The organism is Polaromonas sp. YR568 (genome assembly GCF_943372955.1).
GTDB lineage: Bacteria > Pseudomonadota > Gammaproteobacteria > Burkholderiales > Burkholderiaceae_C > Polaromonas.
Genome location: NZ_CALSAL010000002.1, coordinates 500,535 through 525,606, shown reverse-complemented (window position 1 = coordinate 525,606; position 25,072 = coordinate 500,535). Strand labels below are relative to the sequence as shown.

Annotated in this window: 26 protein-coding genes and 1 tRNA gene; 12 read left to right on the top strand and 15 right to left on the bottom strand. The window is 62.4% G+C overall.

Annotated elements, in window-relative coordinates; all coding sequences use genetic code 11:
- Positions 1–41: 41 nt before the first annotated feature.
- From AAG793_RS08425 to AAG793_RS08410, 4 genes are all read right to left on the bottom strand, one after another.
- Complete coding sequence (locus tag AAG793_RS08425) at positions 42–1,397, bottom strand: MmgE/PrpD family protein (RefSeq protein WP_341906649.1); 1,356 nt, start codon at positions 1,395–1,397, stop codon at positions 42–44.
- Positions 1,398–1,436: 39 nt separating this feature from the next.
- Complete coding sequence (locus tag AAG793_RS08420; RefSeq protein WP_341906648.1) at positions 1,437–2,384, bottom strand: tripartite tricarboxylate transporter substrate binding protein; 948 nt, start codon at positions 2,382–2,384, stop codon at positions 1,437–1,439.
- Between the two features lie 121 nt (positions 2,385–2,505).
- Positions 2,506–3,390, bottom strand: a complete 885-nt coding sequence (locus tag AAG793_RS08415; RefSeq protein ID WP_341906646.1) for an alpha/beta hydrolase — start codon at positions 3,388–3,390, stop codon at positions 2,506–2,508.
- 71 nt (positions 3,391–3,461) lie between these two features.
- On the bottom strand, positions 3,462–4,481 hold the full coding sequence (locus AAG793_RS08410; RefSeq protein WP_341906644.1) for an asparaginase: 1,020 nt from the start codon (positions 4,479–4,481) through the stop codon (positions 3,462–3,464).
- Between the two features lie 137 nt (positions 4,482–4,618).
- On the opposite strand from AAG793_RS08410, the gene AAG793_RS08405 reads away from it, so the two are divergent.
- Positions 4,619–5,335 (top strand): FCD domain-containing protein, encoded by a 717-nt coding sequence (locus AAG793_RS08405; protein ID WP_341906642.1) that lies wholly within the window; start codon positions 4,619–4,621, stop codon positions 5,333–5,335.
- A 193-nt stretch (positions 5,336–5,528) separates the two neighbouring features.
- On the opposite strand, the gene AAG793_RS08400 is transcribed toward AAG793_RS08405, so the two are convergent.
- The 4 genes from AAG793_RS08400 to AAG793_RS08385 all read right to left on the bottom strand — a co-directional run bounded on the left by AAG793_RS08400 (position 5,529) and on the right by AAG793_RS08385 (position 8,532).
- Positions 5,529–5,603: transfer RNA gene (locus AAG793_RS08400), tRNA-Arg, on the bottom strand.
- Positions 5,604–5,688: 85 nt separating this feature from the next.
- On the bottom strand, positions 5,689–6,903 hold the full coding sequence (locus AAG793_RS08395; protein WP_341906640.1) for a VWA domain-containing protein: 1,215 nt from the start codon (positions 6,901–6,903) through the stop codon (positions 5,689–5,691).
- A gap of 171 nt (positions 6,904–7,074) precedes the next feature.
- Positions 7,075–7,674, bottom strand: coding sequence for a GNAT family protein (locus tag AAG793_RS08390; RefSeq protein WP_341906638.1), 600 nt, complete (start codon positions 7,672–7,674; stop codon positions 7,075–7,077).
- A 15-nt stretch (positions 7,675–7,689) separates the two neighbouring features.
- Positions 7,690–8,532 (bottom strand): MoxR family ATPase, encoded by an 843-nt coding sequence (locus tag AAG793_RS08385; protein WP_341907671.1) that lies wholly within the window; start codon positions 8,530–8,532, stop codon positions 7,690–7,692.
- Positions 8,533–8,729: 197 nt separating this feature from the next.
- Between AAG793_RS08385 and AAG793_RS08380 the strand changes: the two genes are divergently transcribed.
- Positions 8,730–9,395 carry a c-type cytochrome gene (locus AAG793_RS08380; RefSeq protein ID WP_341906636.1) on the top strand — a complete coding sequence of 222 codons (666 nt, stop codon included), beginning with the start codon at positions 8,730–8,732 and terminating at the stop codon, positions 9,393–9,395.
- Between the two features lie 124 nt (positions 9,396–9,519).
- Here AAG793_RS08380 and AAG793_RS08375 read toward each other — a convergent pair whose 3' ends face one another.
- Positions 9,520–9,954: a DUF1841 family protein gene (locus AAG793_RS08375; protein WP_341906634.1), complete on the bottom strand. Its 435-nt coding sequence runs from the start codon at positions 9,952–9,954 to the stop codon at positions 9,520–9,522.
- 163 nt (positions 9,955–10,117) lie between these two features.
- On the opposite strand from AAG793_RS08375, the gene AAG793_RS08370 reads away from it, so the two are divergent.
- Positions 10,118–10,339 carry a hypothetical protein gene (locus AAG793_RS08370; protein WP_341906632.1) on the top strand — a complete coding sequence of 74 codons (222 nt, stop codon included), beginning with the start codon at positions 10,118–10,120 and terminating at the stop codon, positions 10,337–10,339.
- A 7-nt stretch (positions 10,340–10,346) separates the two neighbouring features.
- Here AAG793_RS08370 and AAG793_RS08365 read toward each other — a convergent pair whose 3' ends face one another.
- Positions 10,347–11,150 carry an IclR family transcriptional regulator gene (locus AAG793_RS08365; RefSeq protein ID WP_341906629.1) on the bottom strand — a complete coding sequence of 268 codons (804 nt, stop codon included), beginning with the start codon at positions 11,148–11,150 and terminating at the stop codon, positions 10,347–10,349.
- A 163-nt stretch (positions 11,151–11,313) separates the two neighbouring features.
- Between AAG793_RS08365 and AAG793_RS08360 the strand changes: the two genes are divergently transcribed.
- From AAG793_RS08360 to AAG793_RS08335, 6 genes are all read left to right on the top strand, one after another.
- On the top strand, positions 11,314–12,009 hold the full coding sequence (locus tag AAG793_RS08360) for a 3-oxoacid CoA-transferase subunit A (protein WP_341906628.1): 696 nt from the start codon (positions 11,314–11,316) through the stop codon (positions 12,007–12,009).
- A gap of 150 nt (positions 12,010–12,159) precedes the next feature.
- Positions 12,160–12,807, top strand: a complete 648-nt coding sequence (locus AAG793_RS08355) for a 3-oxoacid CoA-transferase subunit B (protein WP_341906627.1) — start codon at positions 12,160–12,162, stop codon at positions 12,805–12,807.
- Positions 12,808–12,861: 54 nt separating this feature from the next.
- Positions 12,862–14,064, top strand: coding sequence for a 3-oxoadipyl-CoA thiolase (pcaF, locus tag AAG793_RS08350; RefSeq protein WP_341906624.1), 1,203 nt, complete (start codon positions 12,862–12,864; stop codon positions 14,062–14,064).
- A 155-nt stretch (positions 14,065–14,219) separates the two neighbouring features.
- Positions 14,220–14,975, top strand: a complete 756-nt coding sequence (locus AAG793_RS08345) for a sulfite exporter TauE/SafE family protein (RefSeq protein ID WP_341906622.1) — start codon at positions 14,220–14,222, stop codon at positions 14,973–14,975.
- Positions 14,976–15,137: 162 nt separating this feature from the next.
- Entirely contained in the window at positions 15,138–16,028 is an 891-nt protein-coding gene (locus AAG793_RS08340; protein ID WP_341906620.1) for an adenylate/guanylate cyclase domain-containing protein, read from the top strand.
- Positions 16,029–16,187: 159 nt separating this feature from the next.
- Complete coding sequence (locus AAG793_RS08335; RefSeq protein WP_341906618.1) at positions 16,188–18,293, top strand: protein kinase; 2,106 nt, start codon at positions 16,188–16,190, stop codon at positions 18,291–18,293.
- 39 nt (positions 18,294–18,332) lie between these two features.
- On the opposite strand, the gene kefC is transcribed toward AAG793_RS08335, so the two are convergent.
- Together kefC and AAG793_RS08325 are read right to left on the bottom strand one after the other, a co-directional pair.
- Positions 18,333–20,156, bottom strand: coding sequence for a glutathione-regulated potassium-efflux system protein KefC (gene kefC, locus AAG793_RS08330; protein WP_341906616.1), 1,824 nt, complete (start codon positions 20,154–20,156; stop codon positions 18,333–18,335).
- Entirely contained in the window at positions 20,153–20,896 is a 744-nt protein-coding gene (locus AAG793_RS08325; protein WP_341906614.1) for an NAD(P)H-dependent oxidoreductase, read from the bottom strand. The genes kefC and AAG793_RS08325 overlap by 4 nt, the downstream gene beginning before the upstream one ends.
- A 46-nt stretch (positions 20,897–20,942) precedes the next feature.
- Between AAG793_RS08325 and AAG793_RS08320 the strand changes: the two genes are divergently transcribed.
- Entirely contained in the window at positions 20,943–21,560 is a 618-nt protein-coding gene (locus AAG793_RS08320; RefSeq protein ID WP_341906612.1) for a ParA family protein, read from the top strand.
- A gap of 76 nt (positions 21,561–21,636) precedes the next feature.
- Positions 21,637–22,092 (top strand): MaoC family dehydratase, encoded by a 456-nt coding sequence (locus AAG793_RS08315; protein ID WP_341906610.1) that lies wholly within the window; start codon positions 21,637–21,639, stop codon positions 22,090–22,092.
- A gap of 48 nt (positions 22,093–22,140) precedes the next feature.
- Here AAG793_RS08315 and AAG793_RS08310 read toward each other — a convergent pair whose 3' ends face one another.
- From AAG793_RS08310 to AAG793_RS08300, 3 genes are all read right to left on the bottom strand, one after another.
- The gene (locus tag AAG793_RS08310; protein WP_341906608.1) at positions 22,141–22,458 is read right to left on the bottom strand and encodes a hypothetical protein; all 318 of its coding nucleotides are present in this window, start codon (positions 22,456–22,458) and stop codon (positions 22,141–22,143) included.
- 162 nt (positions 22,459–22,620) lie between these two features.
- The gene (trmL, locus tag AAG793_RS08305; protein ID WP_341906606.1) at positions 22,621–23,088 is read right to left on the bottom strand and encodes a tRNA (uridine(34)/cytosine(34)/5-carboxymethylaminomethyluridine(34)-2'-O)-methyltransferase TrmL; all 468 of its coding nucleotides are present in this window, start codon (positions 23,086–23,088) and stop codon (positions 22,621–22,623) included.
- 36 nt (positions 23,089–23,124) lie between these two features.
- Complete coding sequence (locus AAG793_RS08300) at positions 23,125–23,883, bottom strand: phosphoribosyltransferase family protein (RefSeq protein ID WP_341906603.1); 759 nt, start codon at positions 23,881–23,883, stop codon at positions 23,125–23,127.
- A gap of 128 nt (positions 23,884–24,011) precedes the next feature.
- Here AAG793_RS08300 and AAG793_RS08295 point away from each other — a divergent pair, with 128 nt between their 5' ends.
- Complete coding sequence (locus AAG793_RS08295) at positions 24,012–24,911, top strand: methyltransferase domain-containing protein (protein WP_341906600.1); 900 nt, start codon at positions 24,012–24,014, stop codon at positions 24,909–24,911.
- Positions 24,912–25,072: the final 161 nt, after the last annotated feature.

Sequence of the window (25,072 nt, the reverse complement as noted above, 5' to 3'; positions counted from 1 at the left end):
CGGTTAGAGAGAAAAAGGAAAGAGAAAATAGAGAAGAGAAATCATGGCCTGCGTAAAGTCAGGTGGAAGAGTTCCGCGACATTGTCAGTCTGTGGAAGTTGTTGAAGCGCTTGCAAAAGCTCTGGTGCATCGCAATGCGGGGCGCCATAGGAGACGAGGTCATGAAACTTTCGCTCCAGCAGAGCGTCACTCATGGCAAGCGGCGACTGGCCGGGGACGCCTCGCACTTCGCTTGTCATGTGTTGACCACCGTGCAGGTGCACTTCCAGGTGAGCGTCTTGTGCCGTCAGATTCTCATCGCTGACGAGCCGTATCTTGTCGCGGAACGCGCAGAGCTCAGGGTCATTCGCCGCGGCGTCAGTGAATGCGCGCACGCCAGCATCTCCCCGCAGCAGGGCAACAGCCACCGCATGCTGAAGACTCAGTTTTGACTCCAGTCCGTTGCCGGGGTGAGGTCGGTCGGCCCGTACTTGCGCAAGGGGGTGCACAGCAATCACTACGCGCTCGATGGACTCTGCATCGCCCCTGGGTCTGTCGGAGTAGGCAAGGCACGCATCCAGTGCCGGATGAAGCAGAAAGCCACAAGGGTAGGGCTTGAAGGTGTTGCGCTCGGCTTCCCAGTGCTGGCCTAACCCTTCATACAAGGCGCTGTCGAAAGATCGTGGGCCCATCACTTCTGCGAATCCGAATCGTGTTTCGAGTGCCTGATGATTGGCTGTCATGCCGTGTTTTGCCCACTGCGCCGCGAGCAGGCCATTGCGCGCGGCGTGCCCGATGTTCAGGCTCTTGGCCATTGAGCCCAGGCTCGCAACCAGGCCGCTCGACTGGGTGGCCGCATGACCCAGGGCCCAGGCCATTTGCTGCGCTGAAAGCCGCATGACCTTGCCCGCTGCCACCGCTGCACCGAACACGCCACATGTGGCCGTGATGTGCCACCCGTGCTCGTAGTGTCCGGGCGACACGGCCATGCCGATCCGGCATTCGACCTCCATACCCAACAGGAACGCATGCAGGAAGTCTTTGCCACTTATTCTGGTGTGTCCTGCCAGGGCAACCAGTGCAGAGGCCACCGTACCAGCCGGGTGGATTGCCGTTGCCCAGTGCGTGTCGTCATAGTCGAGGATATTGGACGCAAACGCATGCACCAATGCTGCGGTGCCCGGGTCAGTGGTTTCTGAGCGGCCCAGCAAGGGGCATCGGCCGCTGCTGCCGATATCCTGCACCGCGCCGAGCAACTGATCGACTGCAGCATCGCTTGCGCCACCCAAGGCACAGCCCAGCCAGTTCAGCAGGGAACGCGAGGCTGCTGTCCTGGCTGTGGCGTCAATGTTTGACCATTGAGATTGAACCACCCAGTCCGCGAGGGTCTGGGTGGGTGAGGGAGGCGCTGAAGGCATCAACCGGGTGTCGCCGCTGAAGGAACGCTATGGACGTGCTCAGTTGGCGACGATACCGGCCTTCTTCACCACCGGACCCCAACGGTCCATCTCCTGGCGCATGTAGCTGGCGGCCTGCTCGGGTGTTCCGCCCAGTGCCTCGGTGCCTTGTGCGGCAAAGCGCTCGACCACATCAGGTGACTTGAGTGCCTGGTTCACTTCGCGGTTGAGGCGCGCAATGATGTCTGGTGGTGTGCCTGCAGGGGCCATCAAGCCGTACCAGAGCGCGACATTCACTGACGGGTAGCCCAGCTCTGCGAAAGTGGGGACATCAGGCAGCAGTGGATTGCGCTTGGGGCTGGCTGCGGCTATGGCCTTGATCTTTCCGTTGGTGATCTGCGGCAACAGCGAGGGTGCGCCATCGAACATGGCTTGCACCTGTCCACCCGCTAGGTCGACAACAGCCGGTCCGCTGCCCCGGTAGGGCGTGTGAATCATGTCGACGCCTGCGGCAATCTTGAACAGCTCGCCAGCCATGTGAGGTGCGCCGCCGGCGCCGGACGACGCGAACGCGAGCTTGCCCTGATTTTGTTTGGCAACGGTGATGAACTCGGGCAGGGTCGCCGCCTTCACGTCCGCGTTGATGGTCATGATCAAAGGCAGGCTGGCCAGCATGGTGATCGGCGTGAACGAGGTCACCGGGTCATAGGGTAGTTTGGCCACCAGAAAGGGGCCAATGCCGTGCGTACTGATCGAGTTCTGCAGCAAGGTGTAGCCGTCCGGTGCCGCCTTGGCCACAAAGTCGGTGGCCAGCGCTCCGCTTGCTCCACCTTTGTTTTCCACCACGACCGGCTGACCCATCGAGGCTGACAGCTTGGTCGCCAGCAGTCGTGCGATGAAATCAGCTGCGCCGCCAGGCGGCACTGTGACGATCAGTTTGATTGGGCGATTGGGGTAACTGCCGGCGCTCTGGGCCTGTGCCCATGAGGCACCTGTCACAACCAGCATCGCGAGGAGAAACTTGGATAACTTTGACGACCTCATGAGTATCACCTTTCGTAAAAAAATGGAAAACTTCCCGTAACGATCACCAGATGCGCAAATCCGTTCAGTATTCTTCAGGCCAGACTCACGAGGCCATGCCTGTCACCGTGTCCGTTGCCAGTGCATAAGAGCGGATGGGCCAACGTCCGCTGTCAGCTTGTGTGATGAATGAGCCCAGAATCCGGTTGAACTCGTCTGGCGCTTCCAGGTTGATGGTGTGCCCGCAATTCGGAATCACACTCATCACTGCCGAACGGATGGTGGCTTTCATCATGAGTGCTGGTCCGAGACAAGGCGAGTCCTCATCGCCGTTGAGGATGAGCGTCGGCAAGGTGAGTTGCGCCATCTTGTCCTTCAATGCGTAGAGCGATGGCCTGTGCAACTGCACACCGAGCTGGGTGTTCGCCAGCCCCAGCGCCGACTGCGCGGCGAGAGTCTTCTGGAACTCCGCATATCCGCGCGGGTCGTTTCGCTCAAAAGACAAACGCGTCGGTCCTCGCGAATATTTCATGGCAAAGGCCTCGATGCCCTGCTCCAGCAGCATGGCGGCAGTGTTCTGCGTTTCCCGTTTGAACACTTCCTGCTTGGCAGGCTCGGCACCGTAGCCCACACCCGCTATGCAGAGCGAGCGGGCGCGTTCCGGATAATCGAGACCCAGGTGCAGCGCAGCGAAGCCGCCCATTGAATGCCCGACCACATGTGCCTTGTCCACGCCAATGTGGTCAAGCACGGTGATCACATCCAGCACGGCGCGCTGCTGTGAGTAAGACGTCGCCTCGGCTGGAACCTGTGAGGGCGGGTAGCCACGCGCATTGAAGGTGATGCAGGTGTACCAGCGGCTGAAATGCCGCACTTGTGCTTCCCAGCTTCGGGACGTTGCAGCAAACTCGTGGATGAACACAATCGGGGTCCCGGAACCTGTCACTTCGTAGTGCAGATGGACTCCGTCGTCGGTCGTGGCGATGGTCATGGGATGGATCCGTTCTTCCGTTCGTCAATAGGCAGGTAGGCAGGCGTGGCTGGCGCTTTGATGAGTCGGGTTTAGTAGAGGCTGAAGATTCGTTGCAGTGCCGACTGCTCGTGCGACACGGTCAGCGCCAATGACAGCAAGATCCGGGCCTTCTGGCAGGTGAGGTTGTCGGCGGCTACCATGCCAGAGCCCGTCAGGTCGTGGGCCACGTGTGCGCGACCGGAGCCGGCGCGGGTCGAGATGGCAATGGCGATCCCCTCATTCAACGCTTCAATGCAGGCTTCTTTTTGCGCGGGCGACAGGCGTCCCCCAGGGAACCCGGCGATCACAATGCCCTTCGCACCCGCTGCTGCAAAGGCCCGGACTGCAGCGCCGTCCTCGCCAGCGTAGGAGTAGGCGATATCGACCCGCGGCAGCTGTTCGAGATGATCAATCCCGAATTCCGTGGCCGGGTAACTTCTCCTGATAGGCCGTCGGTAGAAGTTGACGCCATCGCCATTGACTTCACCCAGGATTCCAAAGTCCGGCGTGCGGAAAGTGTGCAGACGTGAAGTCGCGCCCTTGGTGACATCTCGCGCGGCATGAATCTCGTCGTTGAGGCAGACCAGAACCCCCATGCCGCGCGCATCAGGGCTGCCGGCCACGCGGACTGCATTCACCAGATTCAGTGGGGCATCGGAAGAAACAGCGCTCAGGGGGCGCTGCGATCCGGTCATCACGACGGGCTTGTCGGTCTTGAGACACAGATGAAGGAAATAGGCGGTTTCTTCCAGCGTGCCAGTGCCATGAAGTACCACAAATCCGTCCACCTTTCCGTGGTCGCGCTCGAACGTGTTGATCCGCTGCACCAGTGCGCGCCAGTCTGGGTAGCTCACGGAAGTCGACGACGCTGCGCTGAACCTGATGGGCGCAATGTCCGCGTAGTGCGCCGCTTCTGGCACCGCGTCGAGTACTTCCTCGACGTTCAGCGTCGAGCCGAACGCCATGTAATTGACCATGTCGAGCGATCCCAAAGCACTGCGCGTGCTGATGGTCCCGCCTGCGCCGATCACGGCAATTCTGGGTCTTGCCTGGGGCTGGTCAACTGGCATTGGGGCAGGGCTATGATTGAATGCAGTGTTTGCCAAAGTGGATTCACTTTAATTCAAAGTGTCAACACTTTGGTGGTGATAAATGCAGGGTTTACCCTTTGTTGATAGACCTGTTCGTTACGGGCGAAAGGCCAAGCATGTCCACAGTTTCCGAAGCCCGGTCGGTGCGTGAGCGCACCACCGGCGACGAGCCTCCAGACCGGTCTGACCGGAGTCTGACCCTGCAACTCTCCGAACGCATCAAGGAGATGATTTATGCAGGCGAAGTCAAGCCCGGAGAGCGGCTGAACGAGGTTGCGCTCGCCGCCAGAATGAATGTCAGCCGGGGACCGGTGCGCGAGGCGATCCGTATCCTCACCGGCTTTGGGCTGGTGACACCCGTGCTCAACCGCGGGGTTTACGTGCGGGAACTGACAGTCGGCGAGATGGTCGAGATTTCTGAGCTGAGAGCGGTTGTATTCGGGTTCATTGCGGGCATGGCGGCAGAGCAGCGGTCCTCAAAAGACGTGGAGCGCCTGCGATCGCTGATTGAGCAGATGGACGTGGCCGTGGAGGAGGCCGAAGGCGATGGGTACTATCGCCTGAACCTGGAGTTCCATGCCGCCGTGGTCGCGTTGTGCGGCAGCAAGCGGGCCGCTGGTGTTTATTCGGGGTTCGTCAAGGAACTGCACCTGTTTCGTCGCCAGAATTTCGACAACACCGGCAACATGCGCAAGTCGCAGAGTGAACATCGCCGCATCTACGAAGCCATTGCTGCGGGCAGCAAGGCCGATGCCGCGCATGAGGCAGAGCAGCACATCCTTGCGGGCTGCCAGCGAATGTTGAGGGACGAAGGGCGTACCCAGGGGCTCTGATTGCGAATACCGCCTGGACGCGTCAACGTCCGCGCGATCAATGGGGTTCAAAGAGTGGGCCTGAAACCGGTGGAGGTTTCAGGTTCCAGGTTTCAGGTTTCGTGCGTTGCGTCCAGCCAAGGAGCAACTGACACGGGTGAACCGGGCGAATCCGGCGAAGAGGTGCCAAAGAGGGCGGATGGGTCAGAAAGGCTGGTACCACCAACAGGAATCGAACCTGTATCTAGCGCTTAGGAGGCACTCGTTCTATCCATTGAACTATGGCGGCACGGCTGCCGGTCGGACAGCGCTGTGAATTGTATGCGGTGGGTGGTGCGCGGCGAGGGGCACCCGGGGTGCGACGAGCCCTCAACCTACTTCGAGAGCAGCCGCATGGCTTCTTCAAGCCCCTTGATGGTGAGCGGGTACATGCGGTGATTCACCAGCTGCTGGATCACGCTGATGCTTTGCCGGTACTGCCACACGCCCTGCGGCTCGGGGTTGATCCAGGCGAACTTGGGGAAGGCGTTGGTCAGGCGCTGCATCCACTCGGCGCCAGCTTCCTCGTTGTTGTATTCCACGCTGCCACCGGGCTGCAGGATTTCATAGGGGCTCATCGTCGCATCACCGACGAAGATGAGCTTGTAGTCCTTGTTGTACTTGCGGATGATGTCCCAGGTGGGAAACTTCTCGCTGAAGCGGCGGCGGTTGTTCTTCCACATGAAGTCGTAGACGCAGTTGTGGAAGTAATAGAACTCCAGGTGCTTGAACTCGGCTTTGACCGCCGAGAACATCTCTTCCACGCGGTGGATGTGCTCATCCATCGTGCCGCCCACATCCATCAACAGCAGCACCTTCACGTTGTTGTGGCGCTCGGGCACCATCTTGATGTCGAGCCAGCCGGCGTTGGCGGCGGTGGAGCGGATGGTGTCGTCCAGGTCCAGCTCTTCGACATTGCCCTGCCGTGCAAACTTGCGCAGCCGGCGCAGCGCCACCTTGATGTTGCGTGTGCCCAGCTCCTGGGTGTCGTCGTAGTCCTTGTAGGCGCGCTGGTCCCACACCTTCACCGCGCTCTTGTTGCGGCTTTTTTCCTGACCGATGCGGATGCCCTGCGGGTTGAAGCCGTTGGCGCCGAATGGCGAGGTGCCTCCGGTACCAATCCATTTGCTGCCGCCTTCGTGGCGCTCCTTCTGCTCTTCAAAACGCTTTTTCAGCGTTTCCATGAGCTCGTCCCAGCCCATTTTCTCGATTTTGGCCTTCTCTTCGGGGCTCAGTTCCAGCTCCAGGTTCTTGCGCAGCCATTCGAGGGGAACCTCCTTGGTGAAGTCGGCGATCATCTCCACGCCCTTGAAGTAAGCCGCGAAGGCGCGGTCGAACTTGTCGTAGTGCTTCTCATCCTTCACCAGCACGGTACGGCTCAGGTAGTAGAAGTCGTCGATCTTGTAGGCGCCTTCGCCAAACTCGCCCCCAGGTGAGCCACTGTTGGGCCCGACCACGCCGGCCTGTAGCGCTTCGAGCAGCATCAGGTATTCCTTGACCGAGACCGGCAGCTTGGCCGAACGCAAGGTGTAGAAGAAATCGATCAGCATGGTTGCGCTCCGCTAGTAGGCTGAATCGGTGAGATCGCTGGCGAGCGGCTGACCAGCGGCGTGGCAGGCGAGGCGCAAAGCACAGACGGGCCCGCCGGCCCGGCGCGCATTTGCAACGACGCATGGTACGGCGAGGGGCAGACGAGTGACAGTGAATCTCATTGATCCAGCCTACTGATACTGGCGTTTGTCCAGCAGGTAAAGCAACTGGGCTTTCACTTCCGGCCACTCGCCAGCGACCAGGCTGTACATCACCGTGTCGCGGATGGTGCCGTCGCGGCGCATCGCGTGACCGCGGATCACGCCGTCCTTGCGCGCACCGAGCCGCTCGATGGCGCGCTGCGACGCGTGATTGAAGTTGTCGGTGCGCCAGCCGACCACGTTGCAGGCGAGCGTGTCAAACGCGTGGCTGAGCATCAACAGCTTGCAGGTGGTGTTGACATGGGTGCGCTGACAGCGTTTGGCGTACCAGGTGTAGCCAATTTCCACGCGCTTCACGGCGGGCAGGATGTCGTGGTAACTGGTGCTGCCCAGCACCGTGCTGGTGGCCTCGTCGGTCACCGCAAAGGCCATGCGCTTGCCTTCGCTGCGCATCTGCAACGCGTCCTCAATGTATTTGCGTGTCTGATCCGGCTCAGGCACCGAGGTGACGCGGATGTTCCACAGCTCGCCATCGGCCGCTGCGGCGGCCAGGCCAGCCTCGTGCGACAGGTCCAGTGGCACCAGGCGGATGCCACGGGCTGAAAGGGTTACGGGTTCCACAAAAGCCATGACAGTCAGGCCGTATCAGCGGTTGTGCCGCTGCATGAACACCAGCTTCTCGAACAGCGTCACATCCTGTTCGTTCTTCAGCAACGCGCCGACTAGTGGCGGCACTGCCACCTTGTCGTCCTTGCTTTGCAGCGCCTCCAGCGGAATATCTTCTGCCACCAGAAGCTTCAGCCAGTCGAGCAGTTCGCTGGTACTGGGTTTCTTTTTCAGACCCGGCAGGTTGCGCACGTCGTAAAACGTCTTCATGGCCGCTGCCAGCAGCTCTTTCTTGAGACCTGGGAAGTGCACGTCCACGATCTGCTTCATGGTGTCGGGGTCGGGAAACTTGATGTAGTGGAAAAAGCAGCGGCGCAAAAAGGCGTCGGGCAATTCCTTTTCGTTGTTCGAGGTGATGAAAACCAGCGGGCGGTGCTTGGCCTTGATGAGCTCGCGTGTTTCGTACACATAGAACTCCATGCGATCAATCTCGCGCAGCAGGTCGTTCGGGAATTCGATGTCGGCCTTGTCAATCTCGTCTATCAGCAGCGCGACGGGCTCATCGGCAGTGAAGGCCTGCCACAGCACGCCCTTGACGATGTAGTTGTGGATGTCCTTGACCTTCTCGTCGCCCAGCTGCGAATCGCGCAGGCGGCTGACCGCGTCATATTCATACAGGCCCTGCTGCGCCTTGGTGGTGGACTTGATGTGCCACTGCAGCAGCGGCAACTTGAGCGCCTGCGCCACCTCTTCGGCCAGCATGGTTTTGCCGGTGCCGGGTTCGCCCTTGACGAGCAGGGGCTTCTTCAGCGCAGAAGCCGCATTCACGGCCAGCATGAGGTCGGGGGTGGCGACGTAGTTTTGGGAGCCTTGGAATTTCATGGGCATGGGGCGACTATGAGGCGACTGTGGAGCAATGATGGGTGACGACCGGGGGGAATCAGACGGGGGCCGTTAAGCGGTCGGACTTCCAGTGTGCAAGAGCTGACTTGACTGGCACTGGGCGCCCCGGCTTTCTCGCCCAGATATAATCCGCAGTTGTTTTATACGATGAATTCTCACCAGATTGTGCGCGCAAAATGATTAAGCTGTTGACCACGATATTCGCTGTAGCTGTCTCTTGTGTGACGGTTTCCAGCTTCGCCCAGGAGATCAAGGGCGACGCCAAGGCAGGCGAAACCAAGAACGCCATGTGCATCGGCTGCCACGGCATCAAGGGCTACCAGGCCTCCTTTCCCGAGGTGTATCGGGTCCCGATGATTTCCGGGCAAAGTGGCAAGTACATCGTCTCGGCCCTGAACGCCTACAAGAAAGGCGAGCGCAAACACCCGTCGATGCGGGCGATTGCCCAGTCGCTCAACGATCAGGATATGGCTGACCTTGCCGCTTACTACGAAGCCGATGGCGTGGTTGCTGCAGCTTCACTGCCCGCAGAGCCTTCGAAGAAGCCCAGCGCTGAAGTGCAGGCCCTGCTCAACAAGGCCAACTGTGCCTCTTGCCACGGCGCCAATTTCAGCAAGCCGATTGACCCCGCTTACCCCAAGCTTGGCGGGCAGCATGCCGATTACCTCTTTGTGGCGCTCAAAGCCTACAAGGTGGACAACAACCCGAAAGTCGGCCGCGCCAACGCCATCATGGCTGGCATGGCCAAGCAGTACACCAACGCCGAACTGAAGCAGCTCGCCAACTACATGGCCTCGTTGCAAGGCGATCTCAAGACCGTGCCGCAAAGCCGGTTTCGCTGAGATTCGACTGAAGCATTGAAAAAGCCGCCCGTGAGGCGGCTTTTTTTGTGCGCAGCCGCAGCGGCCCCGGGGGCATCGTTCGACGGGCTCAGGACGAACGGAATTCACTGGGCACCCGTGGAGGCTAATCTCTCGTGGCCTGCCGTTGCACGCAGTCGATGTAGGCGGCCCCATCCGGCGGCCGGCCTGCGCGCTGGCTCTCCCAGACCATCTGGCCCAGGCAGTCCATGGCCTCATGGTGTGCCTCGTGCAATGACTGGCGCTTGGCGGCCAGCAGCTCCACTGCCTGCCGTATGCCGCGCGGCTGGTCGATGGAGCATTGCTCACTGATCGACAGGTGCATCGACAGATGCAAAAACGGGTTGGTCTTGCCCGACTCCACGTCGTACATCCTGAGCAGCGCCGCGTCGGTATCGGCCAGGTCTGCGTGGTATTCGGGGTGTTCCGCAATCCACTGGCTGGCCAGCGTTTCGATGGCCTCCATCGGCTGACCGGCCTGTGTCTTGGCATACACCGAGCAGAAGAAGCGGCGCACGTCGGCTTGGGAAGGGGTGAACATACAAGCCCGATTATCGGGTCTGCCCGGTATGCAACGCGCTTGCATCGCCCGGCGGCGTCCTACAGACAGGCAGTGGATGGCTCGTTACATTAGCTTGCACGATGGCGCACTTCCGGGGCAGGGCCATCTGCTTACACCACAGCCCGGCGAGGAGATTTTCAAAATGAATGCAACACGTATCGCAGGCATCGTCCTGATTGTTATTGGCCTGGCCGGCTTTTTCACCGGCGGTTTCAGCTTCACCAAGGACACCACGGCCGCCAAGATCGGACCGATAGAGCTCACTGTCCAGGAAAAGGAATCGGTGAATATTCCTCAGTGGCTGAGCATCGGCGCGGTGGTGGCGGGTGCCGCCTTGCTGGCCCTGGGTTTCCGCAAGTCCTGAGCAGCGCTCACGGGCGGTGAACGCTCAGCAGGCGTGAGATCGCCTGCGCTGCCGCCAGCAGGTGCGGCAGCATGGTGTCCTGCATGGTCTTGGCGCTGGTCCGGTTGGCCTGGCCGCTGATGTTCAGTGCGGCCACCGTCTGGCCGGCGCGGTTGGTGATGGGCGCAGCCATCGACACCAGTCCTTCTTCCAGTTCCTGATTCACCAGCGACCAGCCTTGTTTGCGCACCTGCGCAACCTTGGCGACCAGCTCTTTCATGTCGGTCACGGTGTGTCTGGTGCGCGCGGTCCGGTCCGAATTGCGCAGGCACTGCATTAGTTCGGCCTCAGGCAGGCCCGCCAGCAGCATCCGACCCATCGACGTGCAGTAAGCGGGCAGGCGAGAGCCCACCCCCAGGCTGATGCTCATGATCTTGTGGGTTGGCACGCGCAGCACATACACAATGTCGGTGCCGTCCAGCACGGCGGCCGAGCAGGACTCCTTGATCTCTGCGACCAGCGACTCCATCACCGGCTCGGCGAGGTTCCAGATCGGCATGGACGATAAATAAGCAAACCCCAGATCGAGAATGCGTGGCGTGAGGCTGAAGTGCTTGCCATCGGTGCGCACATAGCCCAGTGTTTCCAGTGTCAGCAGGATGCGCCGGGCACCGGCTCGGGTCAGACCGCTGCGGCCAGCCACTTCGGTCAGGGTTTGTTGGGGTGCATCGGCACTGAAGCTGCGAATCACCTCCAGCCCGCGGGCGAACGACTGCACATAGGCATCGCCAGGTTTAGGCGCATGAGGCTGGGTATCTGCGGCGTTTGCCATGGGGGGTGAATTCTCCTAAAATTCATTATACGAACTATTGTTCAATATACGAACAAAATAGCCGTCTCAGTATCGAACTGCATTCCTGATGTCTGGCGCCTTCCCGGGGCAGGCCATGCGTTGGATGCAGTCAGGACGCCAGCGGCACCCCCGGAGACTTTCCATGATCAACAAGATTGCGCTTTCCGTCGCCGATGCCTTGGCGGACTTGAAAGACGGCTCCACCATTCTGATCGGTGGCTTTGGCACGGCAGGCATTCCCAACGAACTCATCGATGGCCTGATCGAGCAGGGCGCCAAAGACCTCACCGTGGTCAACAACAATGCTGGCAATGGCGAAACAGGCCTTGCCGCACTACTCAATACCGGGCGCGTGCGCAAGATCATCTGCAGCTTTCCGCGCCAGGCCGATAGCCAGATTTTTGACGCACTGTACCGCAGCGGCAAACTGGAACTCGAACTGGTGCCCCAGGGCAATCTGGCCGAGCGCATCCGTGCGGCAGGGGCGGGCATCGGTGCCTTCTTCTGTCCGACCGGCTACGGAACCGAGCTGGCCGGTGACCGTGAAACGCGCGAGATCAACGGCAAGCACTATGTGCTGGAGTACCCCATTCATGGCGATGTGGCTTTCGTGAAAGCCGAGTGCGGCGACCGCTGGGGAAATCTGACCTACCGCAAGGCGGCACGTAACTTCGGGCCAGTGATGGCCACCGCTGCGCGCAAAACGATTGCGACCGTGCACGACATCGTGGAGCTCGGCACACTTGACCCTGAAACGGTCGTCACGCCGGGCATCTTCGTTCACCGGATCGTCCGCATTGAACGTGTGGCGACGCAGGCGGGGGGATTCAAGAAATGAAACACCCCCGTTGCCGCTCACTGCGTGTAGCGGCCTCCCCCCTCGAGGGGGCGGCGCCTGCGGCCTGGCAGAGCCAGTTCCGCGGCGCCTGCTTGCATTCGCGCACGGCACGTGCAAAGTGTCAATTGGTTGCATTGTGGAGAAACTGACATGACGACTACTTACCAACGCCGCACCAAGGACCAGCTCGCAGCCCGCGTGGCACAGGATATTTTTGACGGCGCTGTCGTCAACCTCGGTATCGGACAGCCAACGCTGGTGGCCAACCACCTGCCTGCCGGGCGCGAGGTGGTACTGCACAGCGAAAACGGCATTCTGGGCATGGGCCCGGCGCCTGCCGAGGGTCAGGAAGATTACGACCTCATCAACGCCGGCAAGCAACCCGTGACGCTGCTGGCCGGCGGTGCGTACTTTCACCATGCCGACAGCTTCGCGATGATGCGCGGCGGTCATCTCGACATCTGCGTGCTGGGTGCCTTTCAGGTCTCGGCCACCGGAGATCTCGCCAACTGGAGCACCGGCGAACCGGGCGCGATTCCGGCCGTCGGCGGCGCCATGGACCTGGCCATCGGTGCCAAGCAGACGTGGGTGATGATGGACCTGCTGACGAAGAAGGGCGAGAGCAAGGTGGTCCATCGCTGCACCTACCCCCTCACGGGCATTGGCTGCGTCAAGCGCATCTACTCAGACCTCGCTACGCTGGCCTGCACCCCCGAAGGCTTGAAGCTGATTGACAAGGTGGACGGCCTTGAACACGCCGAGCTTGAAAAACTGCTGGGTCTGCCGGTTGCTGTCTGATCGCTGGCGCCGAACCCCACCCCTTGTGAACGACTTTCAACGAGCGAGATTCCCATGACCCAAGCCTTTATCTGTGACGCCATCCGTACCCCCTTTGGCCGCTACGGCGGTGCGTTGAGCAGCGTGCGTGCCGACGACCTCGGTGCGATTCCCCTGAAGGCGCTGATGGCGCGCAACCCGAAGGTGGACTGGCAGGCGGTGACAGATGTCATCTATGGTTGTGCCAACCAGGCCGGCGAAGACAACCGCAACGTCGCGCATATGGCCTCGCTGCTGGCGGGCCTGCCCATCGATGTGCCGGGTGCCACCATCAATCGCCTCTGCGGTTCGGGCCTGGACGCACTGGGCACGGCGGCCCGCGCCATCAAGTCTGGCGAGGCCACGCTGATGATTGCGGGCGGTGTGGAAAGCATGAGCCGTGCGCCCTTCGTGATGCCCAAGGCCGAAAGCGCCTTTAGTCGCAGCAATGCGGTTTACGACACCACCATCGGCTGGCGCTTCATCAACAAGCTGATGAAGGAGCAGTACGGCGTCGATGCCATGCCCGAGACGGCGGAGAACGTCGCCACCGACTACAACATCAGCCGCGAAGACCAGGACAGGATGGCGCTGGCCAGCCAGCTCAAGGCGGTGGCCGCGCAGAAGAGTGGTTACTTCGACAGCGAGATCACGCCCGTGACCATCGCCCAGAAAAAAGGCGATGCCATCGTGGTCAGCAAGGACGAGCATCCGCGCGAAACGTCGATGGAGTCGCTGGCCAAACTCAAGGGCGTGGTGCGGCCTGATGGCACCGTGACGGCGGGCAATGCCAGCGGCGTGAACGATGGCGCCTGTGCGCTGCTGCTGGCCGATGAAGCCACCGCCGCAAAGAATGGCCTCACGCCCCGCGCGCGCGTCGTCGGCATGGCCACCGCCGGTGTGGCGCCGCGTGTCATGGGCATTGGCCCGGCGCCTGCCACACAAAAAGTACTGGCGCTGACCGGTCTCACCATCGCGCAGATGGATGTGATCGAACTCAACGAAGCGTTCGCCGCACAGGGCCTGGCCGTGCTGCGCATGCTGGGTGTGCGTGACGACGACCCGCGCGTCAACCCCAATGGCGGTGCGATTGCGCTGGGTCACCCGCTGGGTGCCAGCGGCGCGCGCCTTGCTACCACGGCAGTCAACCAGCTGCACAAGACGGGTGGACGCTACGCGCTGTGCACCATGTGCATCGGTGTGGGGCAGGGCATTGCCGTGATTCTGGAGCGGGTTTGATCAGCGCCGAGCTGTTGATGATCGCTGCTCGCGCAACGATGGAGTAAACGCCGGGATGCGCGTCGGCGTCACCATCGCCCCAGGCTGTTGCCGGGCTGGGTAACATGTTCTGTGCCCCGGCTATTTCGCTCCACCCCTGACTTCAACACCTGCCCATGACCTTTGAGATCATCACCGACCCGTATTTCTATGCGGTGGCGGTGCCAGCAGTGGTGATGCTGGGCATCAGCAAAAGCGGGTTTGGTGCGGGCTTCGGTTCGCTGGCCGTGCCCCTGATGGCGCTGACGGTGACGGTGCCGCAGGCGGCGGCCATCCTGATGCCTGTGCTGTTGCTGATGGACCTGTTGGGCCTGACGGCTTTTCGCCGCGACTTCGATGCCGCGTTCGCCCGTTTCCTGATTGCCTGGGGGCTGGTGGGCACGGTGATTGGTGCCTTGCTCTTCAAGGCGCTGGACCCGAAGATGGTGGCGGGCATTGTGGGCGCATTCACATTGCTCTTTCTGGCGCAGCGCCTGCTGTTTCCGCCGCGCCCCGACAGCCCACCACCACCGCGCTGGCTTGGTGCCTTGCTCACCATCACGTCAGGCTTCACCAGCTTTGTGGCGCATGCCGGTGGGCCACCGATCAGCGCCTACGTGATCCCGATGCGGCTGAGCCCAGTGCGCTTCACCGCTACCATGGCCGTGTTCTTTTTCGCCATTAATTTGTCCAAGTGGATTCCCTATGCGTGGCTGGGGCTGCTGGACATGCGCAACATGGCAACGTCGATGGTGCTGCTGCCACTGGCGCCCGTGGGGGTGTGGCTGGGTGTGCGGCTGGCCCGGCGCATCAGCCCGGTATATTTCTATCGCCTGCTCTACACCGGGATGTTCCTGACCGGATGCAAGCTGCTGTGGGACGGCTTTCGCTGAACGTCACCTGAGCGTCACCTGCACGACAGCGATTGCCGAAGCCCGGCGGGGCGCCTGTTCCAAAACTGTCAATTTCTGTAAGAATGACAGTAAGCTGACGACCATGATTCTTGAGAGCCGGCGCACCAGTCGCCGGCCTTCTGTTTTCTCCCGCACAACCTGATGACCACTGTCGTTTTCGCCGATCTCGTTGGCAGCACCAGCATGTTTGAGCGCCTGGGGGATGAGACCGCCTCGCGTTTTGTCACCCAGCTGATTGGTGTGCTGAGCCAGGTGTTCGAGCAACACAAGGGACGGGTCGTGAAACTGCTGGGCGACGGCCTGTTCGTGGTGTTCCCGAACGAGGGGGACGCGCTGGCGGCATGCATCAGCATCCAGAAGCGCTTGCAGGACAAGCCCATCTACCCGGGTGGCAGCGGGGCGCCGGTTCAGATGCAGATGGGTATCGAGTCGGGTGAGGTGGTGGAAATTGACGGCGACTGCTTTGGCGACACCGTCAATTCAGCCGCCCGGCTGGCCGATCTGGCCGGCGCCGCGCAGATTCTCACCACAGAAAACGTTTGGACAGCCCTGCTGCCCGGGCAGAGGGCGTCACTGCGCAGCCTGGGCCCGATGTACCTGCGTGGCCGTGCCGGTGCCAGCCATGTGTATCGCGTGGAATGGCAGACGGGCCGTGACGAAGACGCCACCATGGTCGGGCGTTCGATGGCGACGGACGCGCGCCAGGCTTTTCTGGAACTGCTGTTCGGCGACCAAAGCCTGAAAGTCAATCCCGGCAGCAGCAAAGTGGCTCTGGGCCGGTCCAGTGACGCGGTGCTGGTGATCAACGATCCACGGGTCTCCCGCATGCACGCCACGCTGGAGTGGCGCGGCGGTAATTTTGTGCTGACCGACGCCTCCAGTTACGGCACCTGGGTCTACATGGGCAACCAGACCGAGGCCGTGGTGCTCAGGCGCACCGAGTGCTATCTGGTGGGCAGCGGGCAGATTGTCCCGGGCTGTGACCGCGCAGACGAAAACGCCCCCGCCATCTCGTTTTCCATCCGGACTTGAGGCTGTCGTGCAGGTGCCTGTTCAGCGGCGATCGGGCGCGGGGTGCAGGCTAAAATCAGTTGAGTCCATTTGTAACAACAAGGGCCAGCGGACGGGGCGGCGTGGCATGACAGCAGCGCGGTATTCCCGGCAGGCAGAGTTTTCTTCCACTCCCCACCCATGAGCATCAAGAAGCTTGGCCGATACGAACTGATCCGGGTGCTCGGCAAGGGCGCCATGGGTCTGGTGTACGAGGGACGTGATCCCAACCTCGACCGGCGCGTGGCGATCAAGACCATCAAGGTCGAGAACCTCTCCGAAGAAGCGGCGGCCGAATACGAGGTGCGCTTTCGCACCGAGGCGCGCTCGGCGGCCCGCCTGCAGCACCCGAACATCGTCAGCGTGTACGACTCCGACCGCGACGGTGACATCGCCTTTCTGGTGATGGAGTTCATCGCTGGGGATGATCTCAAGCACCACCTCGACAAGGGCGAGTTGTATTCGCTGGAGCAGTCGCTCACCATCATGACCGACCTGCTCTCGGCGCTCGACTACGCGCACCGCCAGAGCATTGTTCACCGCGACATCAAACCGGCCAATCTGCTGATCGAAGCCAGCGGTCGCGTGAAGCTGACCGACTTTGGCGTGGCGCGCATCCAAGACTCCGGCGAAACCACGCGCACCCAAGGCTCCATCGTCGGCACGCTGAAGTACATGTCGCCCGAGCAGGTCCAGGGCCTGCCGATTGACGCCCGTGCAGACCTGTTTGCGGCCGGCATCGTGTTGTACCAGTTGCTGACCGGCAAGCGCCCGTTTGACGGCGACACCGACTTCGCCACCATCCAGCAGATTGTTGGTCATAACCCCGCACCACCCAGCACCTTCAACCCCAAGCTTCCCGCTGCGATGGATGGGGTGGTGGCGCGCGCGCTGGCCAAAAAACGCGATCAGCGCTACGCCACTGCCCAGGAGTTCTCTGCGGCGCTGGAAGCCGCCGCCCGCGAGGCGGCCGACCCCACCGTGCTGCCACCTGCTGTTGAAGGGGGGCCGGGCCGGCAATCCACCTGGACATCAACCCTGCTGGCAGGCGAAGCACTGACCGGGCTGCAATCGGGCACCAGCGGCGGCGTCTCCACCGTGACGCAGGAAGTGGAACTGGTCTACTGGAAAGACATCAAGGAATCCACCGATCTGGAAGACATCCAGGGCTTTCTCGACAAGTTTCCGTCCGGCATTTACGCCGATCTGGCACGGCGGCGCCTGCGCAAGCTGGGTGGCGGAAGTGGCGAGGACTCCGACGTTCGCCAGAGAACCGGAACCCTGGTGGTGCCGCGATCTGCGGTGACCCCTTCATCGCCTGCGGGAACAGCTGATCCCGATGGCGCATGGTCGGCCCTGGAGCAGGCGGCGCGGACTGCGCCTGCAGCCGCTGGTGTCCCACCCTCAGGCGCACCGCATCCGGCGTCTGACGATCCTGACGCCACGCGATTGGGCGCACCCGTGGGCAGGCCATCCGCAGGTGCGGCTGTTTCGGCGTCTGACGAAACAGCAGCTGCAGACAACTCAGCTGCCAACGAGGAGTCCTCGCCCCCCGCTACTGTGAGCGCTGCAGACGCTTCGGCGAGCGAACAAACGTCTGCCAGCGATACGCCAGCGCCTTCAAGGGAAGAAGCGGCGGCGCCGGCGTCCCCCGTTTCCACCGTACCGCGCACGCCTGCGTCGGCGGCACCTTCCCGTCGCGGCGTCTGGGTTGTGGCGGCGGTGGCCTTGTTGGTCGTGGGCGGGGCTGTCTTCAAGCTGTCGTCGGGTTCACCGGCCACGGCATCAGCACCTGATGCAGCGGCTGTGTCGCCAGACGCCTCGCCAGCATCGAACGAGAGCCCATCCACCCCGCCAGCACAGGCGGCTGCCGTGGCGCCTGCAGCATCAGCGGCATCAGCGCCCGCGAGTCCAGCGTCGGCAGCCAAAGCGGCTGCGGCGTTGGCTGCACGCAAGGCGGCTATCGAGAAAGAACGCGCGGCCAAGGCAGCCGCTGCCAAACAGACCGCTGAAAGCACACCGGAGCGCCCCTCCACGCCCGAGCGCCCATCCGCCGCAGTGGCCCCTGCGCCAGCCGCCGCCACAGCCGCTGGTCCCCGCCAGGCGTGCGAAGGTCGCGTGCTGATCGGCTTTCAGATCTGCATGACGGAGCAGTGCGCCAAGCCTGCCTTCACCAACCATCCGGTCTGTGTGGAGCGGCGGGCCACAGAGCAGAGGCGCCGTGAATCGGAGCAAATCCGGAACTGACCGTGTTCAGTGCTGATGCGATAGCGCCCAGCGCCGTTATCAGTCACGCCAACCAGCAGGACGGCGCTGCCCCTGCTGTCTTTCCTGTGCCAGTTGTTCCTCCAGCTGCAGGCGCCCTTGTGTCGCCACGGCAATCAGTTTGCTGCGGTCCTTGCGATGTGGGTACATCTGCTCAAACAGGGCCAGGTTGTGCTGACGAAAACGCATCGCGGCCTGTCGCGCTTCGTGCGGTGATTGACCCAGCACTTCCAGCACCGTGCGGGCGCTGCGCAGGCTGGATTCAAAGACCTCGCGCTCGACACGCAGTACGCCGCGGTCACGCAGCTGGTTCCAGTGCGTGACATCGCGGGCGCGCGCCACGATCTGCAGTTGCGGAAAGTGCTCGTGCACCAGGTCCACGATCTTCATCGACTGCTCGACGTCATCGACCGCAAGCACCAGAATCCGGGCGTTGGCAGCACCCGCCGTACGCAGCAAATCGAGCCTGGTCGCATCGCCATAAAACACCCGATAGCCAAACGCGCGCACAGTTTCAATCATGTCGGCGTCGTGGTCCAGCACGGTGGCCTGAATGCCCTGTGCCAGCAGCATGCGCCCGACAATCTGCCCATAGCGACCGAATCCCGCGATGATCACTGGCGCCTCCTGCGGCTCTGAGATCTCTTCCAGCGCAGGCCCGCTGCGCCCGGCATAGCGGGGCAGCAACAGCTTGTCGATGGCCACCAGCAGCAGGGGACTCAGCAGCATCGAGAGCGCCACGGCCCCGATCAGCAGCGACGCCACCTCGGCTGAGAAGACCTGCGCACCTGCCGCTGCCTGGAACACCACGAACGCGAACTCCCCGCCCTGGGCCAGCAACACCGTGAAGACCGGTCGTTCCTGAAACGGCAGCTTCATCAGCGCCGCCAGGCCGTAGATCACCACCAGCTTGAGCAGCAGAAAGCCGAACAGGATGGCGGCCATCAGCCCCGGCGATTTCCACAGCACACCGAAGTCGATGCTCATGCCCACGGCAATGAAAAAGAGGCCCAGCAGCAGTCCTTTGAAGGGCTCAATGTCGGTTTCCAGTTCGCGCCGGTATTCGCTTTCAGCCAGCAGCACGCCGGCAAGAAAGGCGCCCAGCGCCATCGACAGGCCCACCAGCTGCATCAGCGCTGCAATGCCGACAACCAGCAGCAGCGAAGCAGCGGTGAAGATTTCGGGTGTTCCGCTGTTGGCAATCCAGCGCAGCAGTGGCCGCAACAGCAGCCGGCCGCCCAGGATGATGCCGCCGATCACGACCAGGATCTTGATGCCTTCCAGCCAGCGGTTGATGGGTGCCAGTGCATCGCCATCGCCGGCCATGCTGCCCAGCAAGGGCAGCAGCGCCAGAATCGGAATCGCCGCCACGTCCTGAAACAGCAGGATCGAAAACCCGGCCTGCCCGCTGCGGGTCGGCATCAGGTTGCGCTCGCCGATGGCCTGCAGCGCAATGGCGGTGGACGAAAGAGCCAGACCGAGCCCCGCAACCAGCGCGATCTGCCAGCGCACGCCGAACGCCATGGCCACGCCAGTCAGCAGGGCGGCACAGGCCAGCACCTGCGCGCTGCCCCAGCCGAAAATTGGTCGGCGCAAATTCCAGAGGCGCTGCGGCTCCAGCTCCAGCCCCACCAGAAACAGCATGAGCACTACGCCGAATTCAGCGAAGTGCAGGATGTCCTGCACGTTGGTGACCAGCCCCAGTCCCCAGGGGCCGATGGCAATGCCGGCGCCGAGGTAGCCGATGATGGAGCCCAGCCCCAGTTTCTTGGCCAGTGGCACGGCAATCACTGCCGCCGCCAGATAGATGAAGCTGTTCGACAGCCAGGCCGGCGCCGTGCTCATGGGGCAACCCCCGCAGCTTTCATTTCACGCAACTTGTCATTCGCTTCGCTGGGCCGGTCTTTCATCGGCACCACGCACGCCGCGCATTGCTCAAGATCGTCCAGCTCCGGCCAGTCGGGGTAGCTTTGCAGGCGCTGGCGGAACATGCCGACATGCGCGCTCACGGTGGCCCCGTCCACGCTGTGCGCGCCATGCAGCACCAGCGGCGGAAGAAAGCGCATGCCGCAGAGCGCGGCTGTCTGCTCGTAGGGTGGCAGAAAGGCGTCAAAAAAATAGCGGTTGTAGCCTTCGGGATGGTAGGAGGACTCCGGCCCACCGGTGGTGGCGACCAGCCACAGGTCCTTGCCCTGCAAAGCCCGGCCCTGGCCCGTCGATGAGGGCGTGCCAGCTTCGGGGTCCTCACTGCCGCCGCCGTAGGCCCAACCGTAAGTCAGCACCTCGTCCAGCCACAGCTTCTGCAGCGCCGGCATGGAATACCACTGGATCGGGTGCAGCAGCACGACCAGGCTGGCGCGCGCCAGCGCGGCCTGCTCAGCCGCCACATCAATCGCGTAGTCAGGGTAGCTGGAATAGAGGTCCTGCACCACGGCGCGCGGAAGGCCCTTGGCCGTTTCCATCAACGGCCGGTTGACGCGCGATTCGCGCCAGGCGGGGTGGGCCGCGATCACATAGATGTCGGCAGCGGCGGCATCGACCGGTCGATCTCCGCCGTTGTCAGCGGTTGTGAGAACAGTGTCCATGCCGTTACCATAGCGTAAAAGCATGGCTCAATAAGAGGAGAATCGCATGTCCGTGGTTGTGATCGCCAATCCCAAGGGAGGCGTTGGCAAGTCAACGCTGGCCACCAATGTGGCGGGTTATTTCGCCAGCCAGGGCCATGCCGTGATGCTCGGCGACGCTGACCGGCAGCAGTCCTCGCGCCTCTGGCTGGGGCTCAGGCCTGCGGCCGCGCGGCCGATTGCGACCTGGGATGTCAGTGCTGACCTGATCGTCAAACCGCCCAAAGGCACGACCCATGTGGTGCTCGACACCCCCGGTGGCCTGCACGGCTGGCGTTTCAATGACGTGATCAAGCTGGCCGACAAGATCATCGTACCGCTGCAGCCCAGCGTGTTCGACATCTTTGCCACCCGCGCCTTTCTCGACCAGTTGGCCGAGCACCGCCATGCCGGCAAGTTGCAGGTCGGTATCGTGGGTATGCGGGTCGATGGGCGCACGATTGCCGCCGACAAGCTGCGCGAGTTTGTCGGGGGGCTGGGCCTTCCGGTGCTGGGTTATGTGCGCGACACGCAGAACTACATTCACCTTGCTGCTCGCGGCCTCACGCTGTTCGATGTGGCGCCCAGTCGGGTGGAAAAGGACCTCGAGCAGTGGCAGGGGATCTGCCGCTGGCTGGACCAGTAAGGGGAGCCACGTTCACCTTGTCGCTCAATGGACAGGTGGCCCCGTTGACGTTGTTGGCCGGCGCTACAGTGGCGCCATGAGAACCTTCGAGAATCTTTCCGCGTTGTCTGCCTGTGTGGGCCAGGATGTGGCCACCAGCGCGTGGATCACCATCACGCAGCAGCAGGTGAACCTGTTTGCCGACGCGACGAGTGACCACCAGTGGATTCATGTGGACCCGCAAAAGGCGTCGGCCGGGCCGTTCGGCACCACGATTGCGCACGGCTTTCTGACACTTTCCCTGTTGCCCCATTTCTTCGAGTCGTCGTTTGACATTTCGGGCTCGCGCCTGGGGGTCAATTACGGTCTCAACAAGGTCCGTTTCACGGCGCCTGTGCCTGTCGGGAGCCGCCTGCGGGCGCACATGCATCTGCTGGCAGCAGAGCCGGTGGACGGCGATGGTGTGCAGCTGACCTGGCGCGTCACGGTGGAGCGCGAAGGCGAGTCCAAGCCAGTCTGCGTGGCGGAGTCGTTGGTGCGCCGCTACCCCTGAGGGCTTGGCAAAACTTCCTCAGCGCCGGGCTGACCCGGGGGCCTGGCGTCAGATGGGCGCCAGCTGGCTGTCTGGCACCCAGCCTTCAAACACGTTGATCACGCTGTTGATGCGTTCAACGGCTTCTGATTGGTTTCGCACGCGTGCGATGCACTGCAGTAGATCACTGCGCAGGAGCCAAAGCTCGGCCGGTGTGGTCGTGGCATTGATGCGGTAAATGATGCGCTGCGCGCTCACGTCCGTGCAGTCATGCAGCAGTGCGGTAAGGTGTTCGCGGATGACTTCGACGGGTACCCGGTTGGCGGCAGCGCCTGTGCTGGAAAAGAAGGGTGGCGCAGTGACGCCAAAAATGCGTTTGATCAACATGACATGGCTCGGTTAACCCGGTCTTGTGGACCGGCGATAAAGGCTGGAGTGGGGGCCTGCGCAGACAGGTCGTGTGGCGCAGTCCGGAACAAAGGGCAGACGAAAAGCAGGCGAGATTCTAGGGTTTACCCGAATCCCGATGAGTCGCCGAGGAGACTCTGCTCAGTCCTGGTGAAAACCGAGCTGCCGCCAGGCCTCGAATACCGTCACCGCCACCGCGTTGGACAAGTTGAGGCTGCGCTGTCCCTCCACCATGGGCAGCCGAATGCGCTGCTCGGGTGCAAATGACTCCCGTAAATCTGCCGGCAGGCCCCGTGTTTCCGAGCCAAATACCAGCCAGTCGCCGCTCTGGAAGCGGACGTCAAAGACGCTGCCCGAGCCACGGGTCGTGAGCGCAAACAGGCGATCAGCGGCGGGTTGCTCGGTGTGCAGAAACGATGGCCAGTCCTTGTGGCGCAGCACTTGCGCGTACTCGTGGTAATCCAGGCCAGCCCGTCGCATGTGCTTGTCGTCCATCGAGAAACCGAGGGGCTCCACCAGATGCAGCCGGCATCCGGTGTTGGCGGCCAGACGGATCACATTGCCGGTGTTGGGCGGGATTTCAGGTTCGACCAGAACGATGTTGAACATGAGGGGATTGTCGCGCGGCGGTGCGCCCGGGGCGGCTCATTCCTCGGCGCTGTCAGTGCGTGCCAGCACGAGGGCTGTGATCTCGGCTGCACCAGCTTCTGCCAGCGCACCCGCAGCAGCAAACACCGAAGCACCACTGGTCATCACATCGTCCACCAGCACCACACGCCGTCCGGCCAGCGAGGCGGCCCGCAGCGGATCAACCTGAAAAGCACCCCGCATATTGGCCAGCCGGGCCTGCCGCTGCAATTGACTTTGGGGTGCAGTGTTCCGCACCCTGAGCAGCAATCCGGCGTCGCACTTTGCGAGCGTTCCTGAGGCGCGTGCCAACGCAGTGGCCAGGGCCCATGCCTGGTTGAAGCCCCGCGCTTCCAGGCGAGCAGCCGACAGGGGCATGGGGACGATCCAGTCGTCGCGATCCAGCTCGCCCAGTGTTGTGGCGACATCTGGCGCGCGCAGCAGCAGTGAGGCGAAGAAAGCTGCCCACGCCGGTTGGTCAGCGAATTTGTAGCGGCCAATCAGGTCTGACCATGGGTAGGCGTATGGCACCGCAGCCAGGGTGGTGCGAAGGGGCGGTGGATGCACGGCGCAGTTGGCGCATAGGTCGGGCCCGCTGCGCAGCCCTTCCGAGGTGTCTGGCGGCAGACTGATGGCGCAGCGGTTGCAGCGCCGACGCGGCATCACAAAACGCGCCACACATGGTGTGCAGACCGACTCGGCCGGCCAGCTGCGGCAGACGGCACACTGGCTGGAAAGCCGAGGCCATCCGGGCTTGCTCGGCCCTGCAAGGGACATGGTGGAACGCAACAGGGTGAACACCGTGTCAATATACTCGCGTGCAGCATGAGCACTGTGCGCTGCATGCTGCGTCGGGGCCGACCCACGCCACGCCTTCCGGCTTCTTTCATCCGCCATTTCTTTTCATGACCGCTGACCAGCGTCCTCCCACGCTCGACCCCGTTGCCGTTGCCCGCTGGCAGCGTGCGGCGCCGCAGGCGTCACCGTGGCTGCACGAGGAAGTGGCGCAGCGCATGCTGGATCGCCTGCAGTGGATCAAGTTGCAGCCCGAGGCCTGGGTGCATTGGGGCGCTTTGCGCGGCGGCGTGAAAGCCCACACCGATCTGGTGTCGCGCTATCCCCGCTCGGCGTGTTTTGTGATGGAAGCCCACGCGCATCAGACTGCGCGCGCCAGACAGGTGATCGTGCCGCCCTGGTGGGCGCCACGGCGCTGGCTGGGCGCCGCAACCCGTTTCGGTGCGCCTGCCGATGCCTCTGCCGACATGCTGTGGGCCAACATGGCACTGCATGAGGCTGCCGAACCACAAAAACTGCTGGCGCACTGGCACCGGCTGTTAAAGGTGCAAGGCTTTCTGATGTTTTCCTGTCTGGGCCCGGACACCGCGCGTGAACTGCGCGCTCTGTATGCCGAACTGGGCTGGCCCCCTGCCGGCCATGAACTGACGGACATGCACGATTGGGGTGACATGCTGGTGCAGACCGGCTTTGCCGAACCTGTGATGGACATGGAGCGCATCACGCTGACCTATGAAACACCGGCCCGGTTGCTTGCCGAGCTGGCGGAGGTGGGCCGCAATTTCCACCCGGCGCGGTTTCCGGCCCTTCGCGGCCGACGGTGGCGCGCCCAACTGGAAAACACGCTGGCTGAGCGTCTGGTCGGTGCAGACGGCCGTCTGTCGCTCACGTTTGAGGTGGTCTATGGCCATGCGCTGAAGGCCACTCCCCGCGTGAAGGTGAGCCCGCTGAGCGCGGTATCGGTGGCCGACATGCGCAGCATGCTGCAAGGTCAGCGTCCTGCCGTTTGACCCTGCGGCGCGCTGCGGTAATCGCCACAGGACGACACCTTGCGGCAGTCGGGTTTGGGCTGTCAATTACTGGGTGCCCCGAGTGAACGCGGCTACAATCCAAAGCTGATTTTTTGGGTATGTTCCCAAGCCTCATGCGGTTGTCGGCATGTCCGATCCGC